This is a genomic window from Aquitalea aquatilis (genome assembly GCF_005155025.1).
Classification (GTDB): Bacteria; Pseudomonadota; Gammaproteobacteria; order Burkholderiales; family Chromobacteriaceae; genus Aquitalea; species Aquitalea aquatilis.
This window is the reverse complement of the sequence record NZ_CP039731.1, coordinates 1,507,622-1,521,276: the sequence shown is the minus strand read 5'-3', so window position 1 is coordinate 1,521,276 and position 13,655 is coordinate 1,507,622. Positions and strand designations below refer to the sequence as shown.

General features: G+C 59.7%; 20 protein-coding genes and 6 tRNA genes. 11 read left to right on the top strand and 15 right to left on the bottom strand.

Going from position 1 to position 13,655, the window contains the following annotated elements; genetic code table 11:
- Positions 1 to 12: 12 nt before the first annotated feature.
- Positions 13 to 765: a glutathione S-transferase family protein gene (locus FAZ30_RS07010; RefSeq protein ID WP_158613646.1), complete on the bottom strand. Its 753-nt coding sequence runs from the start codon at positions 763 to 765 to the stop codon at positions 13 to 15.
- Between the two features lie 153 nt (positions 766 to 918).
- On the opposite strand from FAZ30_RS07010, the gene FAZ30_RS07005 reads away from it, so the two are divergent.
- Positions 919 to 1,455: a cysteine hydrolase family protein gene (locus tag FAZ30_RS07005; protein WP_124645136.1), complete on the top strand. Its 537-nt coding sequence runs from the start codon at positions 919 to 921 to the stop codon at positions 1,453 to 1,455.
- Positions 1,456 to 1,540: 85 nt separating this feature from the next.
- Here the strand turns inward: FAZ30_RS07005 and FAZ30_RS07000 are convergent, their stop codons facing one another.
- Both FAZ30_RS07000 and paeA read right to left on the bottom strand, forming a co-directional pair.
- Positions 1,541 to 1,837: a protein YbgS gene (locus tag FAZ30_RS07000; protein ID WP_137009166.1), complete on the bottom strand. Its 297-nt coding sequence runs from the start codon at positions 1,835 to 1,837 to the stop codon at positions 1,541 to 1,543.
- A 136-nt stretch (positions 1,838 to 1,973) separates the two neighbouring features.
- Positions 1,974 to 3,281 (bottom strand): polyamine export protein PaeA, encoded by a 1,308-nt coding sequence (gene paeA, locus FAZ30_RS06995; protein ID WP_199731086.1) that lies wholly within the window; start codon positions 3,279 to 3,281, stop codon positions 1,974 to 1,976.
- A gap of 169 nt (positions 3,282 to 3,450) precedes the next feature.
- Between paeA and FAZ30_RS06990 the strand changes: the two genes are divergently transcribed.
- Both FAZ30_RS06990 and FAZ30_RS06985 read left to right on the top strand, forming a co-directional pair.
- Entirely contained in the window at positions 3,451 to 3,873 is a 423-nt protein-coding gene (locus tag FAZ30_RS06990) for an HIT family protein (protein WP_124645138.1), read from the top strand.
- Between the two features lie 183 nt (positions 3,874 to 4,056).
- Complete coding sequence (locus FAZ30_RS06985) at positions 4,057 to 4,893, top strand: sulfurtransferase (protein ID WP_124645139.1); 837 nt, start codon at positions 4,057 to 4,059, stop codon at positions 4,891 to 4,893.
- A gap of 82 nt (positions 4,894 to 4,975) precedes the next feature.
- Here the strand turns inward: FAZ30_RS06985 and FAZ30_RS06980 are convergent, their stop codons facing one another.
- From FAZ30_RS06980 to FAZ30_RS06970, 3 genes are all read right to left on the bottom strand, one after another.
- Complete coding sequence (locus tag FAZ30_RS06980; protein WP_233578627.1) at positions 4,976 to 5,572, bottom strand: alpha/beta hydrolase; 597 nt, start codon at positions 5,570 to 5,572, stop codon at positions 4,976 to 4,978.
- A gap of 167 nt (positions 5,573 to 5,739) precedes the next feature.
- Positions 5,740 to 6,198, bottom strand: a complete 459-nt coding sequence (locus FAZ30_RS06975) for a hypothetical protein (RefSeq protein ID WP_124645140.1) — start codon at positions 6,196 to 6,198, stop codon at positions 5,740 to 5,742.
- Between the two features lie 161 nt (positions 6,199 to 6,359).
- Positions 6,360 to 7,142: an exodeoxyribonuclease III gene (locus FAZ30_RS06970; RefSeq protein WP_124645141.1), complete on the bottom strand. Its 783-nt coding sequence runs from the start codon at positions 7,140 to 7,142 to the stop codon at positions 6,360 to 6,362.
- Between the two features lie 76 nt (positions 7,143 to 7,218).
- Between FAZ30_RS06970 and pyrE the strand changes: the two genes are divergently transcribed.
- Entirely contained in the window at positions 7,219 to 7,866 is a 648-nt protein-coding gene (gene pyrE / locus FAZ30_RS06965; RefSeq protein ID WP_124645142.1) for an orotate phosphoribosyltransferase, read from the top strand.
- Entirely contained in the window at positions 7,863 to 8,468 is a 606-nt protein-coding gene (locus FAZ30_RS06960) for a DUF4124 domain-containing protein (RefSeq protein ID WP_124645143.1), read from the top strand. The genes pyrE and FAZ30_RS06960 overlap by 4 nt, the downstream gene beginning before the upstream one ends.
- Positions 8,469 to 8,483: 15 nt before the next feature.
- Here the strand turns inward: FAZ30_RS06960 and FAZ30_RS06955 are convergent, their stop codons facing one another.
- The 8 genes from FAZ30_RS06955 to cutA all read right to left on the bottom strand — a co-directional run bounded on the left by FAZ30_RS06955 (position 8,484) and on the right by cutA (position 9,961).
- Positions 8,484 to 8,810: a hypothetical protein gene (locus FAZ30_RS06955; RefSeq protein WP_124645144.1), complete on the bottom strand. Its 327-nt coding sequence runs from the start codon at positions 8,808 to 8,810 to the stop codon at positions 8,484 to 8,486.
- 131 nt (positions 8,811 to 8,941) lie between these two features.
- Positions 8,942 to 9,017: transfer RNA gene (locus FAZ30_RS06950), tRNA-Lys, on the bottom strand.
- A gap of 9 nt (positions 9,018 to 9,026) precedes the next feature.
- Positions 9,027 to 9,102 (bottom strand) — tRNA-Lys (locus FAZ30_RS06945).
- Between the two features lie 29 nt (positions 9,103 to 9,131).
- Positions 9,132 to 9,207: transfer RNA gene (locus FAZ30_RS06940), tRNA-Lys, on the bottom strand.
- Positions 9,208 to 9,217: 10 nt separating this feature from the next.
- Positions 9,218 to 9,293: transfer RNA gene (locus tag FAZ30_RS06935), tRNA-Lys, on the bottom strand.
- 30 nt (positions 9,294 to 9,323) lie between these two features.
- Positions 9,324 to 9,399 (bottom strand) — tRNA-Lys (locus FAZ30_RS06930).
- Between the two features lie 7 nt (positions 9,400 to 9,406).
- Positions 9,407 to 9,482: transfer RNA gene (locus FAZ30_RS06925), tRNA-Lys, on the bottom strand.
- A 140-nt stretch (positions 9,483 to 9,622) separates the two neighbouring features.
- Positions 9,623 to 9,961, bottom strand: coding sequence for a divalent-cation tolerance protein CutA (gene cutA, locus FAZ30_RS06920; protein ID WP_124645145.1), 339 nt, complete (start codon positions 9,959 to 9,961; stop codon positions 9,623 to 9,625).
- Between the two features lie 17 nt (positions 9,962 to 9,978).
- Between cutA and FAZ30_RS06915 the strand changes: the two genes are divergently transcribed.
- On the top strand, positions 9,979 to 10,407 hold the full coding sequence (locus FAZ30_RS06915; protein WP_124645146.1) for an FxsA family protein: 429 nt from the start codon (positions 9,979 to 9,981) through the stop codon (positions 10,405 to 10,407).
- Here the strand turns inward: FAZ30_RS06915 and FAZ30_RS06910 are convergent.
- Positions 10,401 to 10,697, bottom strand: coding sequence for a DUF167 domain-containing protein (locus FAZ30_RS06910; RefSeq protein WP_124645147.1), 297 nt, complete (start codon positions 10,695 to 10,697; stop codon positions 10,401 to 10,403). The genes FAZ30_RS06915 and FAZ30_RS06910 overlap by 7 nt on opposite strands.
- A gap of 106 nt (positions 10,698 to 10,803) precedes the next feature.
- Between FAZ30_RS06910 and FAZ30_RS06905 the strand changes: the two genes are divergently transcribed.
- From FAZ30_RS06905 to FAZ30_RS06885, 5 genes are all read left to right on the top strand, one after another.
- Positions 10,804 to 11,268 (top strand): Dps family protein, encoded by a 465-nt coding sequence (locus FAZ30_RS06905; RefSeq protein ID WP_103523069.1) that lies wholly within the window; start codon positions 10,804 to 10,806, stop codon positions 11,266 to 11,268.
- Positions 11,269 to 11,365: 97 nt separating this feature from the next.
- Positions 11,366 to 12,211, top strand: coding sequence for a cell envelope integrity TolA family protein (locus tag FAZ30_RS06900; RefSeq protein ID WP_137009164.1), 846 nt, complete (start codon positions 11,366 to 11,368; stop codon positions 12,209 to 12,211).
- A 24-nt stretch (positions 12,212 to 12,235) separates the two neighbouring features.
- A complete protein-coding gene (locus FAZ30_RS06895) occupies positions 12,236 to 12,610 on the top strand; it encodes a VacJ (RefSeq protein ID WP_124645149.1) in 375 nt (124 codons plus the stop codon).
- A gap of 30 nt (positions 12,611 to 12,640) precedes the next feature.
- Complete coding sequence (locus FAZ30_RS06890; protein WP_124645150.1) at positions 12,641 to 13,048, top strand: acyl-CoA thioesterase; 408 nt, start codon at positions 12,641 to 12,643, stop codon at positions 13,046 to 13,048.
- Positions 13,049 to 13,105: 57 nt separating this feature from the next.
- Positions 13,106 to 13,597, top strand: coding sequence for a TlpA disulfide reductase family protein (locus tag FAZ30_RS06885; RefSeq protein ID WP_124645151.1), 492 nt, complete (start codon positions 13,106 to 13,108; stop codon positions 13,595 to 13,597).
- The last annotated feature ends 58 nt before the right edge of the window (positions 13,598 to 13,655 follow it).

The following is a 13,655-nucleotide window of genomic DNA, read 5'->3' as shown; positions in this document are numbered from 1 at the left end:
CCTGCGGTTTTTTCATGGCTGGATACAAGACGCTGGGCGATGCAGGCGGTAGATGCGCTGCAACCAGCCATACAGCGGGCGCTGTACAAAGCCCTGCCGCCACAGCCACACCACTTCGGGCAAACGGGCCTGCATGGCCGCTTCATCCCCCTCCCACGGTAACAAGGGCCACAGCAATGCGGCAGCAGTCAGGTCGGCGCGGCTGAAGGCGTCACCCACCAGATAGTCCCGCCCCTGCAAAGCCGCTTCCAGCCTGTCCAGTGCCTGCTCCAGTTGTAGTCGCGCCGCAGCGGCGTTGACCGGATTGATTTTCATCTTGTGATGCATGGCAGGCCGGATCAGCGGGAACAAGCAGCGCAACAACAGCCCCTGCCGCCGCGACGCGCCACGCAGCAGAAAGGCCATGGCGTAGCGCCGCTGCGCCAGCACATGGCGATAAAACCACAACCGCAATGGCACGCCGATTTCCTCTCCCAGCCAGCGCTCCCACTCCCGCGCCTGCATCGCCAATTCGGGCGCTGCCGGCGTCAAGGCTGGCTGTGGCCAGCGCTGCTCCAGATAATCGATGATGGCGCTTGAATCCTGCACGATGTACGCGCCGTCCCACAGGATGGGTAGCGACGTGCCCGCTGCCAGACGGCGGCTCCACAGCACATGCAGGCCGGGCAGCAGATTGACCGTATCAAAGGGCTGCTGTTTATAGTCGAGCGCCCAGCAGGCTTTCTCGCAAAAGTGGGAAAAGGCAAATTGATAGAGCTTGAGCATGGCGACTCTGGCACGAGGATGTCCTGGTCGCACAGTATGCATTAATGACAAAAGGATTATTTTTCTTTTGCCGGAGACTTGCGCCAGATCAGGCTTGCCGCGTAGCCAGCTCTGCTGATACAACCATGCAGCCTCCACCCACCGGAATGAGCCATGCCCTCTGCACGCGCCCTGCTGATTGTCGATGTCCAGCTTGCCCAGTTCGAACCCACCCCGCCCTACCAGGCCGCTACGGTACTGGCCAGGCTGAATCAGGCCATTGCCAAAGCCCGCCAACTCGACATGCCCGTCATCTTCGTGCAGCACGACAGCCCGCCCGGCACCGATCTGGCCCCCGGCAGCGCCGGCTGGGCGCTCCATCCGGCCTTGCAGCGGCTGCCAGGTGATCCGGTGGTACACAAGACCGTCGGTGACAGCTTCTATCGGCCAGAGCTGCATGCGCTGTTACAGCAGCTGGCGATACAGCATCTGTGGATAGGCGGCTCCGCTACCGACTTCTGCATTGATTACGCCATTCGCAGCGCGCTGTCGCACGACTATGCGGTAACCGTGCTGGAAGATGCCCATACCTGCCGCAACCGTCCCCTGCTGAGTGGTGAGCAGGTGGTGGCGCACTTCAACTGGGTATGGCGCAATATGGATGAAACCCCGCAAGCCTTGCGCGTGTGCAAGGTAGCCGAGCTGGACTGAAGAGCGGACATGAAAAAGAGGAGGCTTGCGCCTCCTCTTTTTTGAGCACTACTGCGAGTGAGCTGCCGCTGTACGGCTTAATTACTTATTGGTTGAGCTTGCGCGGGGCATGCTGGTGATGCTTGCCGGCGTGATGATGGTGGTGCTTGTGCACATGCTTCTTGGCAGACTGGGCCTTTTGCGCAGCCGGGGCCGAAGCGGCCTTCTTCACCTGATGTTTTTTGGCGTGGTGTTTCTTGGCCTGATGCTGTTTGGCGTGATGGGCCTTGGCCGGAGCAGTCACTGCAGGCTTGGCAGCAGGGGCGGAGGCATCAGCGGCAAAGCCGGCAGCGGAGGCGAGACCAAACACAGCGGTCAGGACGAGTGCGGCGATCTTTTTCATGGTCATTCTCCCGTAAGGCGACTTTGTTGAGTTCCGGGGGCAGTGTGTTTGCTGCCTCCATGAACTGCATCTTAGGGAGGGGGCGCGACCCCGTCTGTGAGACTCTTGTAAGCCTGTGTAAGCAATCGTAACCGGCTCAGGCTTGCGGTGCCGGCACCGGGGCCACCCGTGTCACCAGCAACTGGTCGATGCGGTAGTTGTCGATATCCACCACCTCGAACTTGTAGCCGGCGTACTCGACATGGTCGGTACGCTTGGGGATCTTGCGCAGCATATACATCATGAAACCAGCGATGGTTTCGTAGTTTTCGTCATCCGGAAAACTGTCGATGTCCAGCGCACGCAATACATCCTCCACCGGCGACGCACCATCCACCAGCCAGCTGTCGGCATCGCGCTGCACGATCTGGTCTTCCTGGCTTTGCGTCACCAGGTCGCCCATCACCGTGCTCATCACATCATTCAGGGTGATGATGCCCACCACCAGCGCATACTCGTTCATCACCACGGCAAAGTCTTCACGCGAAGCCTTGAAGCGTGCCAGCAGCTCGGACAGGGTCAGGCTGTCGGGAATGATCAGCACATTGCGGATGGTCAGTTCACGCTTGATCGACACGCTCTGCTGGTTCACCAGCCGCGTCAGGATATCCTTGGAATCGACATAGCCCACCACCGCATCCACCACGCCGTCGCACACCAGATACTTGGCATGCGGGCTTTCTGCAATCTTGCGCTTGATGCTGCTTTCTTCTTCCTGCAGGGTGAAATACACCACGCTTTCGCGCGCGGTCATCGATGAGGGCACGGTGCGGCTTTCCAGCTCGAACACGTTTTCGATCAGATGATGCTCCTGCTGATGCAATACGCCGGCCTCGGCACCTGCCTCCATCATGGCGACGATATCATCCGGGGTCAGGTCATCCGGCCGGGCCGTGGGCAGGCCGAACAGCCGGAACAACATATTGGCCATGCCATTGAACAACCACACCAGCGGCATGAACAGCCGCACGCAGGCCTGCATCGGCCGTACCACGCGCACGGCAATCTGCTCCGGTGCGGACATGCCCAGCCGCTTGGGCATGAGGTCGGCAAACAGCACGAACAAGGCCGTCACCGTGACAAAAGACAGCAAAAAGCTGACCCGCTCCACCCAGTCAGCGGAAAAAACCAGATGCAGCGCCTGGGCAAAATAGGGGGTAAAGGCCGCTTCACCCATGATACCGGCCATGATGGCCACCGCATTCAGGCCGATCTGCACCACGGTAAAGAACAAGCCCGGCTGCGCCTGCAAGGCCAGCACGCGGTCGGCGCGCATATCGCCTTCTTCGGCCATTTGCCGCAGTTTTATTTTACGTGCCGCCGCCAGCGAGATTTCCGATACGGAAAAGAAGGCACTGATCAAAATCAGTACGGCAATCACCATCAGGCTTTGAACCAGATTCACACAGTATTTCCAGGGAGTTAGCGACGATTTGTCTTGTACAGAATAGCAGGCCCGCATGACAGGACTGAACATACGGACAGTTCAATCAGTATAACAGACGAAAAAATCCAGCAAGTACCAGCCGCGGTAGAATGAGCGACATCCATCAACAGGAAATGACTACCTGACCATGACTTGCCCTCTTTGCACCCAGCCGGCCGGCGAATTGCTGCATGAAGACGCCCTACTCCGGGTACTGCTGGTGGACGAAGCCGGCTATCCCGGTTTCTGCCGCGTCATCTGGAAACAGCATGTGCGCGAAATGAGCGACCTGTCCGCTGCCGATGCCCGCCATCTGCTGGACTGGGTGCTACATACCGAGCGCGCACTGCGCCAGGTGATGCAGCCGGACAAGATCAACCTGGCCAGCCTGGGCAATGTGGTGCCGCATCTGCACTGGCATGTCATCCCGCGTTTTGCCGACGATGCCCACTTTCCCAGCCCGATCTGGGCCAGCCCGCAGCGTCAGGGCACTGAGCACAGCCAGCCGGGCCTGGCCGACAGCCTGCGTGCTGCCTTGAAAAATCAGCCACTTGCCGCTGCAGTGCAATAAACCGGTCTGCTTGCCGACTGCTGCTGCTTCTGTGTAGGCTAGAGCGGTCCTGCCGGTTTGCCACCACGTACCGGCAGGCATGCGGAACCGCTTTCAAGCCGGCCCCTGGGCCGGCTCGTAAGCGGCTCCTCCTTGCCACATGGCGCATGTCCGCCATGTAGCACACCCATTCAGGAGAAGCCGATGTACACCACCCTCATCAGCCTGGCACAGTTGCAGGCGCTTGATCCCGAGCACTACGTCATTCTCGACTGCCGCTTCCAGCTGACCGACCCGGAATACGGCCTGCATGCCTATCAGGCCGGCCACATTCCTGGCGCACGCTACCTCAACCTCGACTACCACCTGTCCGGCGTCAAGACCGGCAGCAATGGCCGTCACCCCTTGCCGGACGGCCAGCGTCTGGCGGTGGATCTGGGTGCTGCCGGCATTACCGGCGACATTCAGGTCATCTGCTATGACGACGCCGGCGGCATGTACGCCGCCCGCGCCTGGATGCTGCTGCGCTGGCTGGGCCACGCCGCCGTCGCCGTGCTGGATGGCGGCATCCAGGCCTGGCAGCAAGCCGGGGCGGTACTGGAAACCGACAAAAAGCGCTATATGCCGCGCCGCTTCCCGGTCAATGCCAGCCTCATCGAAACCGTCGATGCCGATCAGGTGCTGGCCAATCTGGATGAACAGGACTTTGTCGTGGTGGATGCCCGCAGCCCGGAACGTTTCCGCGGTGAAGGCGAAACCATGGACCCGGTCGGTGGCCACATTCCCGGCGCCCGCAACCGCTTCTTCCAGCAGAATCTGGACAGCGCAGGCCGTTTCAAGGATGCCGCCACGCTGCAGCAGGAATGGAACACCGTGTTGCAAGGGCTGAACCCGGAACAGGTCGTCCACCAGTGCGGCTCCGGCGTCACCGCCTGCCATAATCTGCTGGCAATGGAACATGCCGGGCTGAGCGGCAGCCGCCTGTATCCTGGCTCGTGGAGCGAATGGTGCAGTGATCCGGAACGTCCGGTCGCCCGCTAAGACCCGCTAACAACACCCCCGCAATATAAAAACCGCCGCCCTCGCTAACGAAGGTGGCGGTTTTTTATTGGCCCCTGGCGGCTCAGGCCAGTATGAAACGCTGCAGCAACTGCTGTCCGACAGCCCAGCTGCCCAGCCCGGCATGGCTTCCCATATGACCGGAACAGCCAGCGTCCACCAGTCTGACACCCCACTGCTCTGCCATGGCCTGTGCCGTGGCAAAGTCGCAGAACAGGTCATCCCGGCTGGCCACCATCACCGCTGGCACCGGCAGCGTTCCGCCACTGGCTTGTGCAAAGCCCGAGAATGCCGGCAGCGCCGTGCCCTCCGGCAGCTCGCCACTGGCCCTTGCCCGTGCCTCGGTAATCGGCAAAGCCGGTGGTGCCACCAGCAACACACCCTTGATACGGCGCTGGGTGGCCAGATCAACAGTACGCAGCCACTCCACCGCAGTGTGGCAGCCCAGGCTGTGAGCCGCCAGCACAATACGGCCACCGCTATCCCGTACCAGCGCATCCAGCGCGGCCACCCACTGTTCACGTACCGGATAGAGCCAGTCCTGTTGCTGGACGCGCCGCGCCAGCGGATAGGTCAGCTCCCACAGGGTTTGCCAGTGCTTGTCACCAGAATTGCCCCAGCCCGGTACGGTAATCAGCACCACATCATCATCGTCCAGCATCGCCGCCCTTATGCCTTGCTGATGCCACCTGCCTTGCCATGGCCGCATCATGGTTGATCTGCAACGTAACTGCCGCAGCAGCCACGCAGGCAACAGGCTAAAGCCTTGTGCGCGGGAATGCAAAACCGCCGGTCAAACCGGCGCTTGCTGGGTTGGGCAAGGCCTTATCAGTGGCGGCCCTCACGCTGCTGATCAGGCCAGGGAGCGCCGGGTCGCTCATCACGGTAGCCATGGCCACGGTGGTCTTCACCCTTGTGCCAGCCATTGTCATGTCCATCATGACCACGCGGGTGCTCGCGCTGATAGCGTGGCGCAAACTCCTGCCGGTACCACCGGTCCTGCACAAAATACACGCGGCGGTCACAGGCTTGGTAGCGACGGCAATAACGGTCCCAATGACGAGCGTGTTCTGGCGGAACGCGCAGGTAGACCGGTGGCTGTGCCACCACCACCGGGCTGACAATGAGCGGTTGCGGATACAACAAGGCCGGGGCTGGGTAATTGCCGATATCCAGTTGGCCGTAAAAGCCCGGCTCACCGATATTGACGGAAATGCCAACATTGGCGGCCAATGCCGGCGCCGTGGCACCCAGGCCCAGTAAAAGCAGCAGCAGACGGTTTTTCATGGCATGCATCCTATGAAGTGACGTGTAGGCCAGCAGCCGGCAGGCTTTCCCTGCCGGTGCACGCGCACAAGCGATCACTTCATCCTAGGTGCAACACATCAGCTAGGGTTAACACAATGATTACAATGTGTTGCCAACGCGCTGTGCTCAACACAAATTCATCAAGCTGGCAGCTGCAGTGCGTAGTCGACGATCAACGGCGCGTGGTCGGAGAATTTTTCATCCTTGTACACCGAGGCTGCCTGAGCGACCGCCATCAGCGATGGGGTGACGATGTGATAGTCGATACGCCAGCCCACATCCTTGGCATAGGCCTGGCCGCGATTGCTCCACCAGCTATAGCCAGGCTGCTCGGGATACAGCGTGCGCCACACATCGCACCAGCCCACACGCCCCAGCAGATCACTCATCCAGGCGCGCTCCTCCGGCAGGAAGCCAGAGTTTTTCAGATTGCCCTTCCAGTTTTTCAGGTCGATTTCCTGATGGGCGATATTCCAGTCGCCACAGATGACGATATCGCGGCCGGCCGCTTTCAGTTGCTCCAGATGCGGCATGAACACCGCCAGAAACTGGAACTTCACCTGCTGGCGCTCATCGCTGCTGGAACCCGACGGCAGATAGAGCGAAATCACGCTGAGATTGCCAAAATCCAGCTGCAGGAAACGCCCTTCGGCGTCGATCCAGTCCACGCCCAGCCCCTCGATCACCGCATCCGGCTGATGACGGGTATACACCCCTACGCCGCTGTAACCCTTTTTCTCGGCATAATGAAAATAGCCGGTCATGCCATCCGGTGCGCGCATGCGCTCGCTCAGGTCAGCTGCCTGGGCCTTCAGCTCCTGCACGCAGACAAAATCGGCAGCAATTCCGGCCAACCAGTCGAAAAAACCCTTCTTGTCCGCCGAGCGGACGCCATTGAGGTTGGCTGAAACGATTCGAAGCAATGCAGTCTCCTGTGCTATCCTTGCCGGCAATTTTTCCAGCCGTTCAGATAGTTAACTAGTATCCATGAGGAATGATATGAGCGATTTCCGCCAAGATTTTATCCGTTTTGCACTCGACAAGCAGGTATTGAAATTTGGCGAGTTCATCACCAAGGCCGGGCGCAAATCGCCGTACTTCTTCAACGCCGGCCTGTTCAATGATGGCCTGTCCACCCTGCACCTGTCGCGCTTCTATGCCAAGTCGATCATGGCGAGCGGTCTTGAGTTCGACATGCTGTTCGGACCGGCCTACAAGGGTATCATCCTGGCCGCCGGCGCGACCATGGCCATGGCCGAACAAGGCCGTAACGTGCCTTTTGCCTATAATCGTAAAGAAGCCAAGGATCACGGCGAAGGTGGCAACCTGGTTGGCGCACCGCTGCAAGGCCGCGTGCTGATCATTGACGACGTGATTTCCGCGGGTACCTCGGTGCGCGAATCGGTCGAACTGATCCGTGCAGCCGGTGCCACACCGGCTGGCGTGGCCATCGCACTGGACCGCATGGAACGTGGCAGCGGCGAATTGTCGGCCGTACAGGAAGTGGCTCAGCAATACGGCATGCCGGTGCTGGCCATCGCCACCCTCGAAGACCTGCTGGGCTTCCTTGAGGGCAGCCCGGAGCTGGCGCAACACCTGACGGCAGTACGCGCGTATCGCGCGCAATATGGAGTGAATGAAAAATGACCAAGCACTTGCCTGCCTTGTTAATCGTACTGAGTAGCAGCGTCGCCGTAGCCGATGGCGCGCTGTACAAGTGGGTGGACGAAGCAGGCAAGGTGCATTACAGCGACGCCGCACCGCTGCAAAACCAGAAGCAGGGTGTGGCCGAACTAAACCGGCAGGGCGTGATACGCAAGCCAGCGGAAAGCGAACAGGCGCGCCTCCAGCGTGAAGCCAGCGAAACCCAGCGCAAGCAGGAACAACAACGCCAGCTGGATAGCGCACGCTACGACAAGGGTCTGCTGGAAAGTTACCGCAATGTCGGCGAACTGAAGGCCGACCGGGAAAAACAGCTGAGCATCCTGCAGGCTTCGCTGGATGCCCAGTACTCCAGGTTGAAAGGCCTCAACCTGCAGCTGCGCGACATGCTGAAAGAACAAGACGTCAGCCAGAAACTGCACCGGCCGGCGGCACCGGCCCTGCAGCACAATATCCAGGTCATCCAGCAGGAACAAAAAGGGCTGGGCGCGCTGATCAGCACCAAGCAGGCCGAACTCAACAGCGTACGGCAGAAAATGCAGGAAGACATCAACCGCTACCAGCAGATCAGCCGCAGCGCTCCATAAGCCCTCCGTGCCGTATCAGCCGCCAGCCTCCTTGCGCTGCCATGCGTCCTTCAGTTGCCGGGTATGCTGCTGCAACTGTTCACTGGCCGCACTTTGTGCCGCAGTCGCCGCCGACAGCTCTTCCGCCGCACGCTGTGCCGCCATTTGCGCATCGGCCAGGCGCTGATCCGCCTGCTGCTTGGACGCCTGCGCCTGCGTCAGCCGTGCCTGGGCCTGCTCCTGCAGATTATTTGCTTGCTGATAAGCCATCTGCGCCGCCAGCAGCTGCTCATCCACCGTTTGCGCCAGCACCGGCAGCGCCGTCGCCGCCAGCAACAATACACAACCAAATTGCTTGATCATTGCCTTGCCCTCTCACAGGTATTCTTGACGCTGTCCATTATCCACGCGGATGGCAGGCTTGACGACCACGCTGCGCCGCCACAATGCAAAAAGCCCGGTCTCCATTGGCGACCGGGCTTCTGCATACTGACTGGTGGGTTGTGAGTGGCTCGAACACTCGACCTACGGATTAAGAGTCCGCTGCTCTACCAACTGAGCTAACAACCCGCAAAGCGGTGGTGGGTCGGGCGAGATTCGAACTCGCGACCAACGGATTAAAAGTCCGCTGCTCTACCGGCTGAGCTACCGACCCGATCCTGCAATGAGGTAACAACGATAAACTGGTGGGTTGTGAGTGGCTCGAACACTCGACCTACGGATTAAGAGTCCGCTGCTCTACCAACTGAGCTAACAACCCGCAAAAGCGGTGGTGGGTCGGGCGAGATTCGAACTCGCGACCAACGGATTAAAAGTCCGCTGCTCTACCGGCTGAGCTACCGACCCGATCTTGCTTGACGGCAAAACCGGAAAAACTGGTGGGTTGTGAGTGGCTCGAACACTCGACCTACGGATTAAGAGTCCGCTGCTCTACCAACTGAGCTAACAACCCGAAACTGTGGTGGGTCGGGCGAGATTCGAACTCGCGACCAACGGATTAAAAGTCCGCTGCTCTACCGGCTGAGCTACCGACCCACGAAAGAGTTCGCAACTATAATAAAACCGTCTTTTTCAGTCAAGGCTTTTACCGAAATAATTTGGAAAAACCGGGGCATAGACCCGCATTTCATGCTACACGGCTGGAACCATGGCAAATGGCGACCGGTCCAAATTTTTCATGCGCCCGCATAGTCATCACTTGAAAGCAGCGACTGTGATACCCATGTCAGGTAGGCGGGCAAGCCCTGCGCCACTGGCAATGCGATGATTTCCGGCACATCATAAGGATGCAGCTCGAGCAAACGCTGCTGCAGCCTGGCGTAGCCGGCCGGGATGGTCTTGATCAGCAGGGGAAACTCGCTACTTTCCTGCAGCGCGCCCTCCCAGCAATAAACCGACCTGCAGGCTGGCAGGATATTGACGCAGGCGGCCAAACGCTCCTGTACCAGAACATGCGCAATGTGCGTGGCGGTGTTTTCGTCCGGCACATTGCAGATCACCATCAGACAATTCATACGGATACCTTGATTCGATGCGCGCCATCTTGCTGTTATTGCTGCTTTATCCCTTGCTGGAAATCGCCACACTGGTCACGCTGGCCCATCACCTGGGCGGTGGCGTGGTGTTCCTGCTGGTGCTGGCCAGCAGTCTGCTGGGCATCTGGATGCTGCGCAACCAGAAGCTGGGTGCGCTGCTGACGCTGTCCAGCGTACTGCGCCAGGGCCAGCAGGTTTCGCTCTATTCGCTGCTGTGGCCCCTGCGCTATGCCTTGTCCGGCCTGCTGTTTGCCATTCCTGGCATCCTCAGCGACCTGCTGGCTATACTGCTGCTGCTGCCGTTCAAAGGCCCGGCGCTGAATATGGGGGCAGCTGCGGCTGCCAGCACGCCGGATGATGTCATCGAAGGCGAATTCAGCCGTGTCGACAAACCGGTAGCGGATCAGCAGCAGCGCCTTCACTGAACGCCCAGCAAGGCCAGCACTTCCGGTTCGGACCGCGCCGACTCGATCAGCACCACCTTGTGCCGGCTCTTGTCACCGGCCTGCAAGGTAACAGAGCGCTTGCCAACAGCAAAACAGTCGGCCAGCCAGGATAGCAGTGCAGTATTGGCCTTGCCATCGACTGGCGGAGCCGCCAGACGGATTTTCAGGCAGTCGCCATGCTCGCCCGCCACCTCGGTTTTTCGTGCGCCGGGCTGGACATGCAAGGTAAGACGCACCGTATGGCCGCTACAGACCAGCCAGGGTTTCATGATGATTTTTCCGCAAAAGGGCAATTCTAGACCAAATTCAGTCGTGCTCAAGCAGTGCTCTGCAGCCTGATCTGGCCGGACTTGCCCATTAACCAGGAGTTTGCATATGGATATCGGTATCAACGAACAAGATCGTCAAGACATCGCCCACGGTCTGTCCCGCCTGCTGGCAGACACCTACACGCTGTATCTGAAAACCCACAATTTTCACTGGAACGTCACCGGGCCGATGTTCAACACCCTGCACCTGATGTTCGAGACGCAATACAACGAACTGTCGCTGGCAGTAGATCTGATCGCCGAACGCATCCGTGCACTGGGCCACTTTGCCCCCGGCAGCTATGCCGACTACGCCAAGCTGACCGCCATTGCCGAAGCCAGCGGCGTACCCAAGGCCGAAGAAATGCTGGCACAGCTGGTGGATGGCCATGAAATCCTCTGTCGCACTGCCCGCAGCATCTTCCCGCTGGCCGAGCGCGCGGCTGACGAGCCAACCGCCGACCTGCTGACCCAGCGCCTGCAAGTGCACGAGAAAACCGCCTGGATGCTGCGCAGCATGCTGGACAAATAAGCTGACACACCACACGCCGCGCCTAGCGCGGCGTTTTTCTTGGCACATCCCCAGCCATGGTAAACTGCAGCAGTCTTACGGAGGCCGCCAGTTGCCCATGACCGCCAATCTGCGCAAACCCACCAGCACCAACCCTAACGGACCGCTGATCATCATGATCGCAGCGTCCCTGCTGGCCCATGCCTTGCTGCTGGGCAGCAGCGCCATGTCATGGACACCCGGCATCACCCTGCCCGACAGCAACCGTATCAACATCCAGCTGGTGCAAGCACCGACACGACAAGCACTACCCACCCTCCGCCAGAGCGAAGACAGCAACCAGGGTCGCGGCAATACCAGCGCCCCCGATCAGCTGGCCAGCCACAGCCGGCCCACGGCCAAGCCCGAGCAGGCAGAGCAGTCAGCCGCCACGCCGCCAGCCAGCAACAACACCAATCTGCTGCACGAAAACCACCGCAAAAAACCGGCACTGGCCGATGTGACGCCTGCCCAGCACTCCGCGAGCGCACCAGTCAGCGCCGCCAAGCTGCTGGGGCAAATTGCCACCCTCGGCAGCGTGCAGCGGGGTGATAGCGACGTAAAAGACAGCACGCTGGAAAGCGGATCTGCCGACGGCGCGGGCGATAGTGCCAACCGCTATGCCTGGGCACGCTACAAGGAAGACTGGCGGCTACGCATGGAACGCATCGGGCAGCAAAACTATCCGGAAGCATTGCGGCAGCAGCATATCTACGGCTCGGTCACCCTCGCGGTCAGCATTCTGCCGGATGGCAGCTTGCAGGACATCAAGGTGGTGCGAAAATCCGGCAATAGCGTGGTGGACGATGCCGCCATCAATCTGGTCACCCGCCACGCCCCATTCGGCCGCTTTCCACCCTCACTGGCCGGCAAGGGCGCCCTGACCATCGTCAAGGCCTTTACCTTTAGCCGGGACAACAATTAGTCGAACCCACGACAAGGAAGCATCATGTTTGAAGTCAACCGCAGCATCGCGCTGATCCGCCCCAAAGCCCCTTTTCTCGACTGGCTGCAGCAATTGCCCGGCGAGCTGGATGGACAACTGGATCTGGACATCCTCACCCGCGACTGCAATGCCCTGCTGATTCCGGCTGCCGACGATTACGCCTCGGCTGCCGACTTCGTCCTGCAGCACTACCGTCTGCTGTTTCAGGCCGAGCTGGCCGACTGGTGCGATGACGAACAACTGTGGCCGGCACAACTGAGCCCGGCCCTGTTTCTGGAGTGGTTTGAAGTAGAAATCCACTCCGTACTCACCGATATGGTCGAGACGCCACTAGAGCGCGAACCATTCGTCCCGCTGGACCTCGACGCCGAGGATTGAGATCCAGCTTTTCACTACAAGGGGAAACACATGTCGCATGAAACACGCATCAAGGTCCGGGGTTATCATCTGGACCTGTACGGCCACGTCAACAACGCCCGCTACCTGGAATTTCTGGAAGAAGCCCGCTGGAGCTTTTTCGAAGACCGTGGCGATCTGCCCTGGTTTTTACAATCCGGGCTGGCACTCGTCGTCGTCAATATCAACATCGACTATCGCTATCCCGCCACCATGGGCGACGAGCTGGCACTGGCCACCTCGGTCAAGAGCATCGGCAGCCGCAGCGCCGTCATGCACCAACGCGTCACCCTGGCCGACAGCGACAAGGTGGTTGCCGAGGCCGATGTTACTTTTGTGGTGTTTGATGCCAAGCAGAACAAGGCAGTGACGCTGGACGGACAATTGAAGGAACTCCTGCAGTCCATGCTGGACCAATAAGCCCGACAGCCCCGCCAGACGGGGCTGCTGTTTATCCCCTTTCCGGATGTAGCAAGCATGAAGAAGGTTCTGATCGCACTACTGGCTGTCGCCGTCATCGGCCTGGTGGCCTATACCCTGCTGTTCGACCGCAATGCGGCACCGCAGGTCAGCTATACCTCGCTGAACGGCCAGCAAGCGGACACCGCCTCACTCAAGGGCAAGGTGGTACTGGTCAATTTCTGGGCTACCAGCTGTTCCGGCTGCGTGGAAGAAATGCCGGAAATCAAGAAGCTGCACCAGCAGTATGGCAGCAAGGGCTTACAAATCATGGCCGTCGCCATGAGCTATGATCCGCCCAATTACGTACAGGCTTTCGTGCAACAGAACCAGCTGCCCTTCTTTGTCGCTCTCGATGGTCAGGGCAGCATTGCCAAGGCTTTCGGCGATATCCAGCTGGCACCGACCACCTTCCTGATCGACAAGCAGGGCAATATTCTCAAGCGCTATGTCGGGGTGATGGATTTCAAGGAAGTACACCAGATACTGAACCAGCAACTGGGTGCGTAATCCCCATCAGCACAAAGCCCCGCCAAAGCGGGGCTTTTGCATGGCAATGACCGTATAC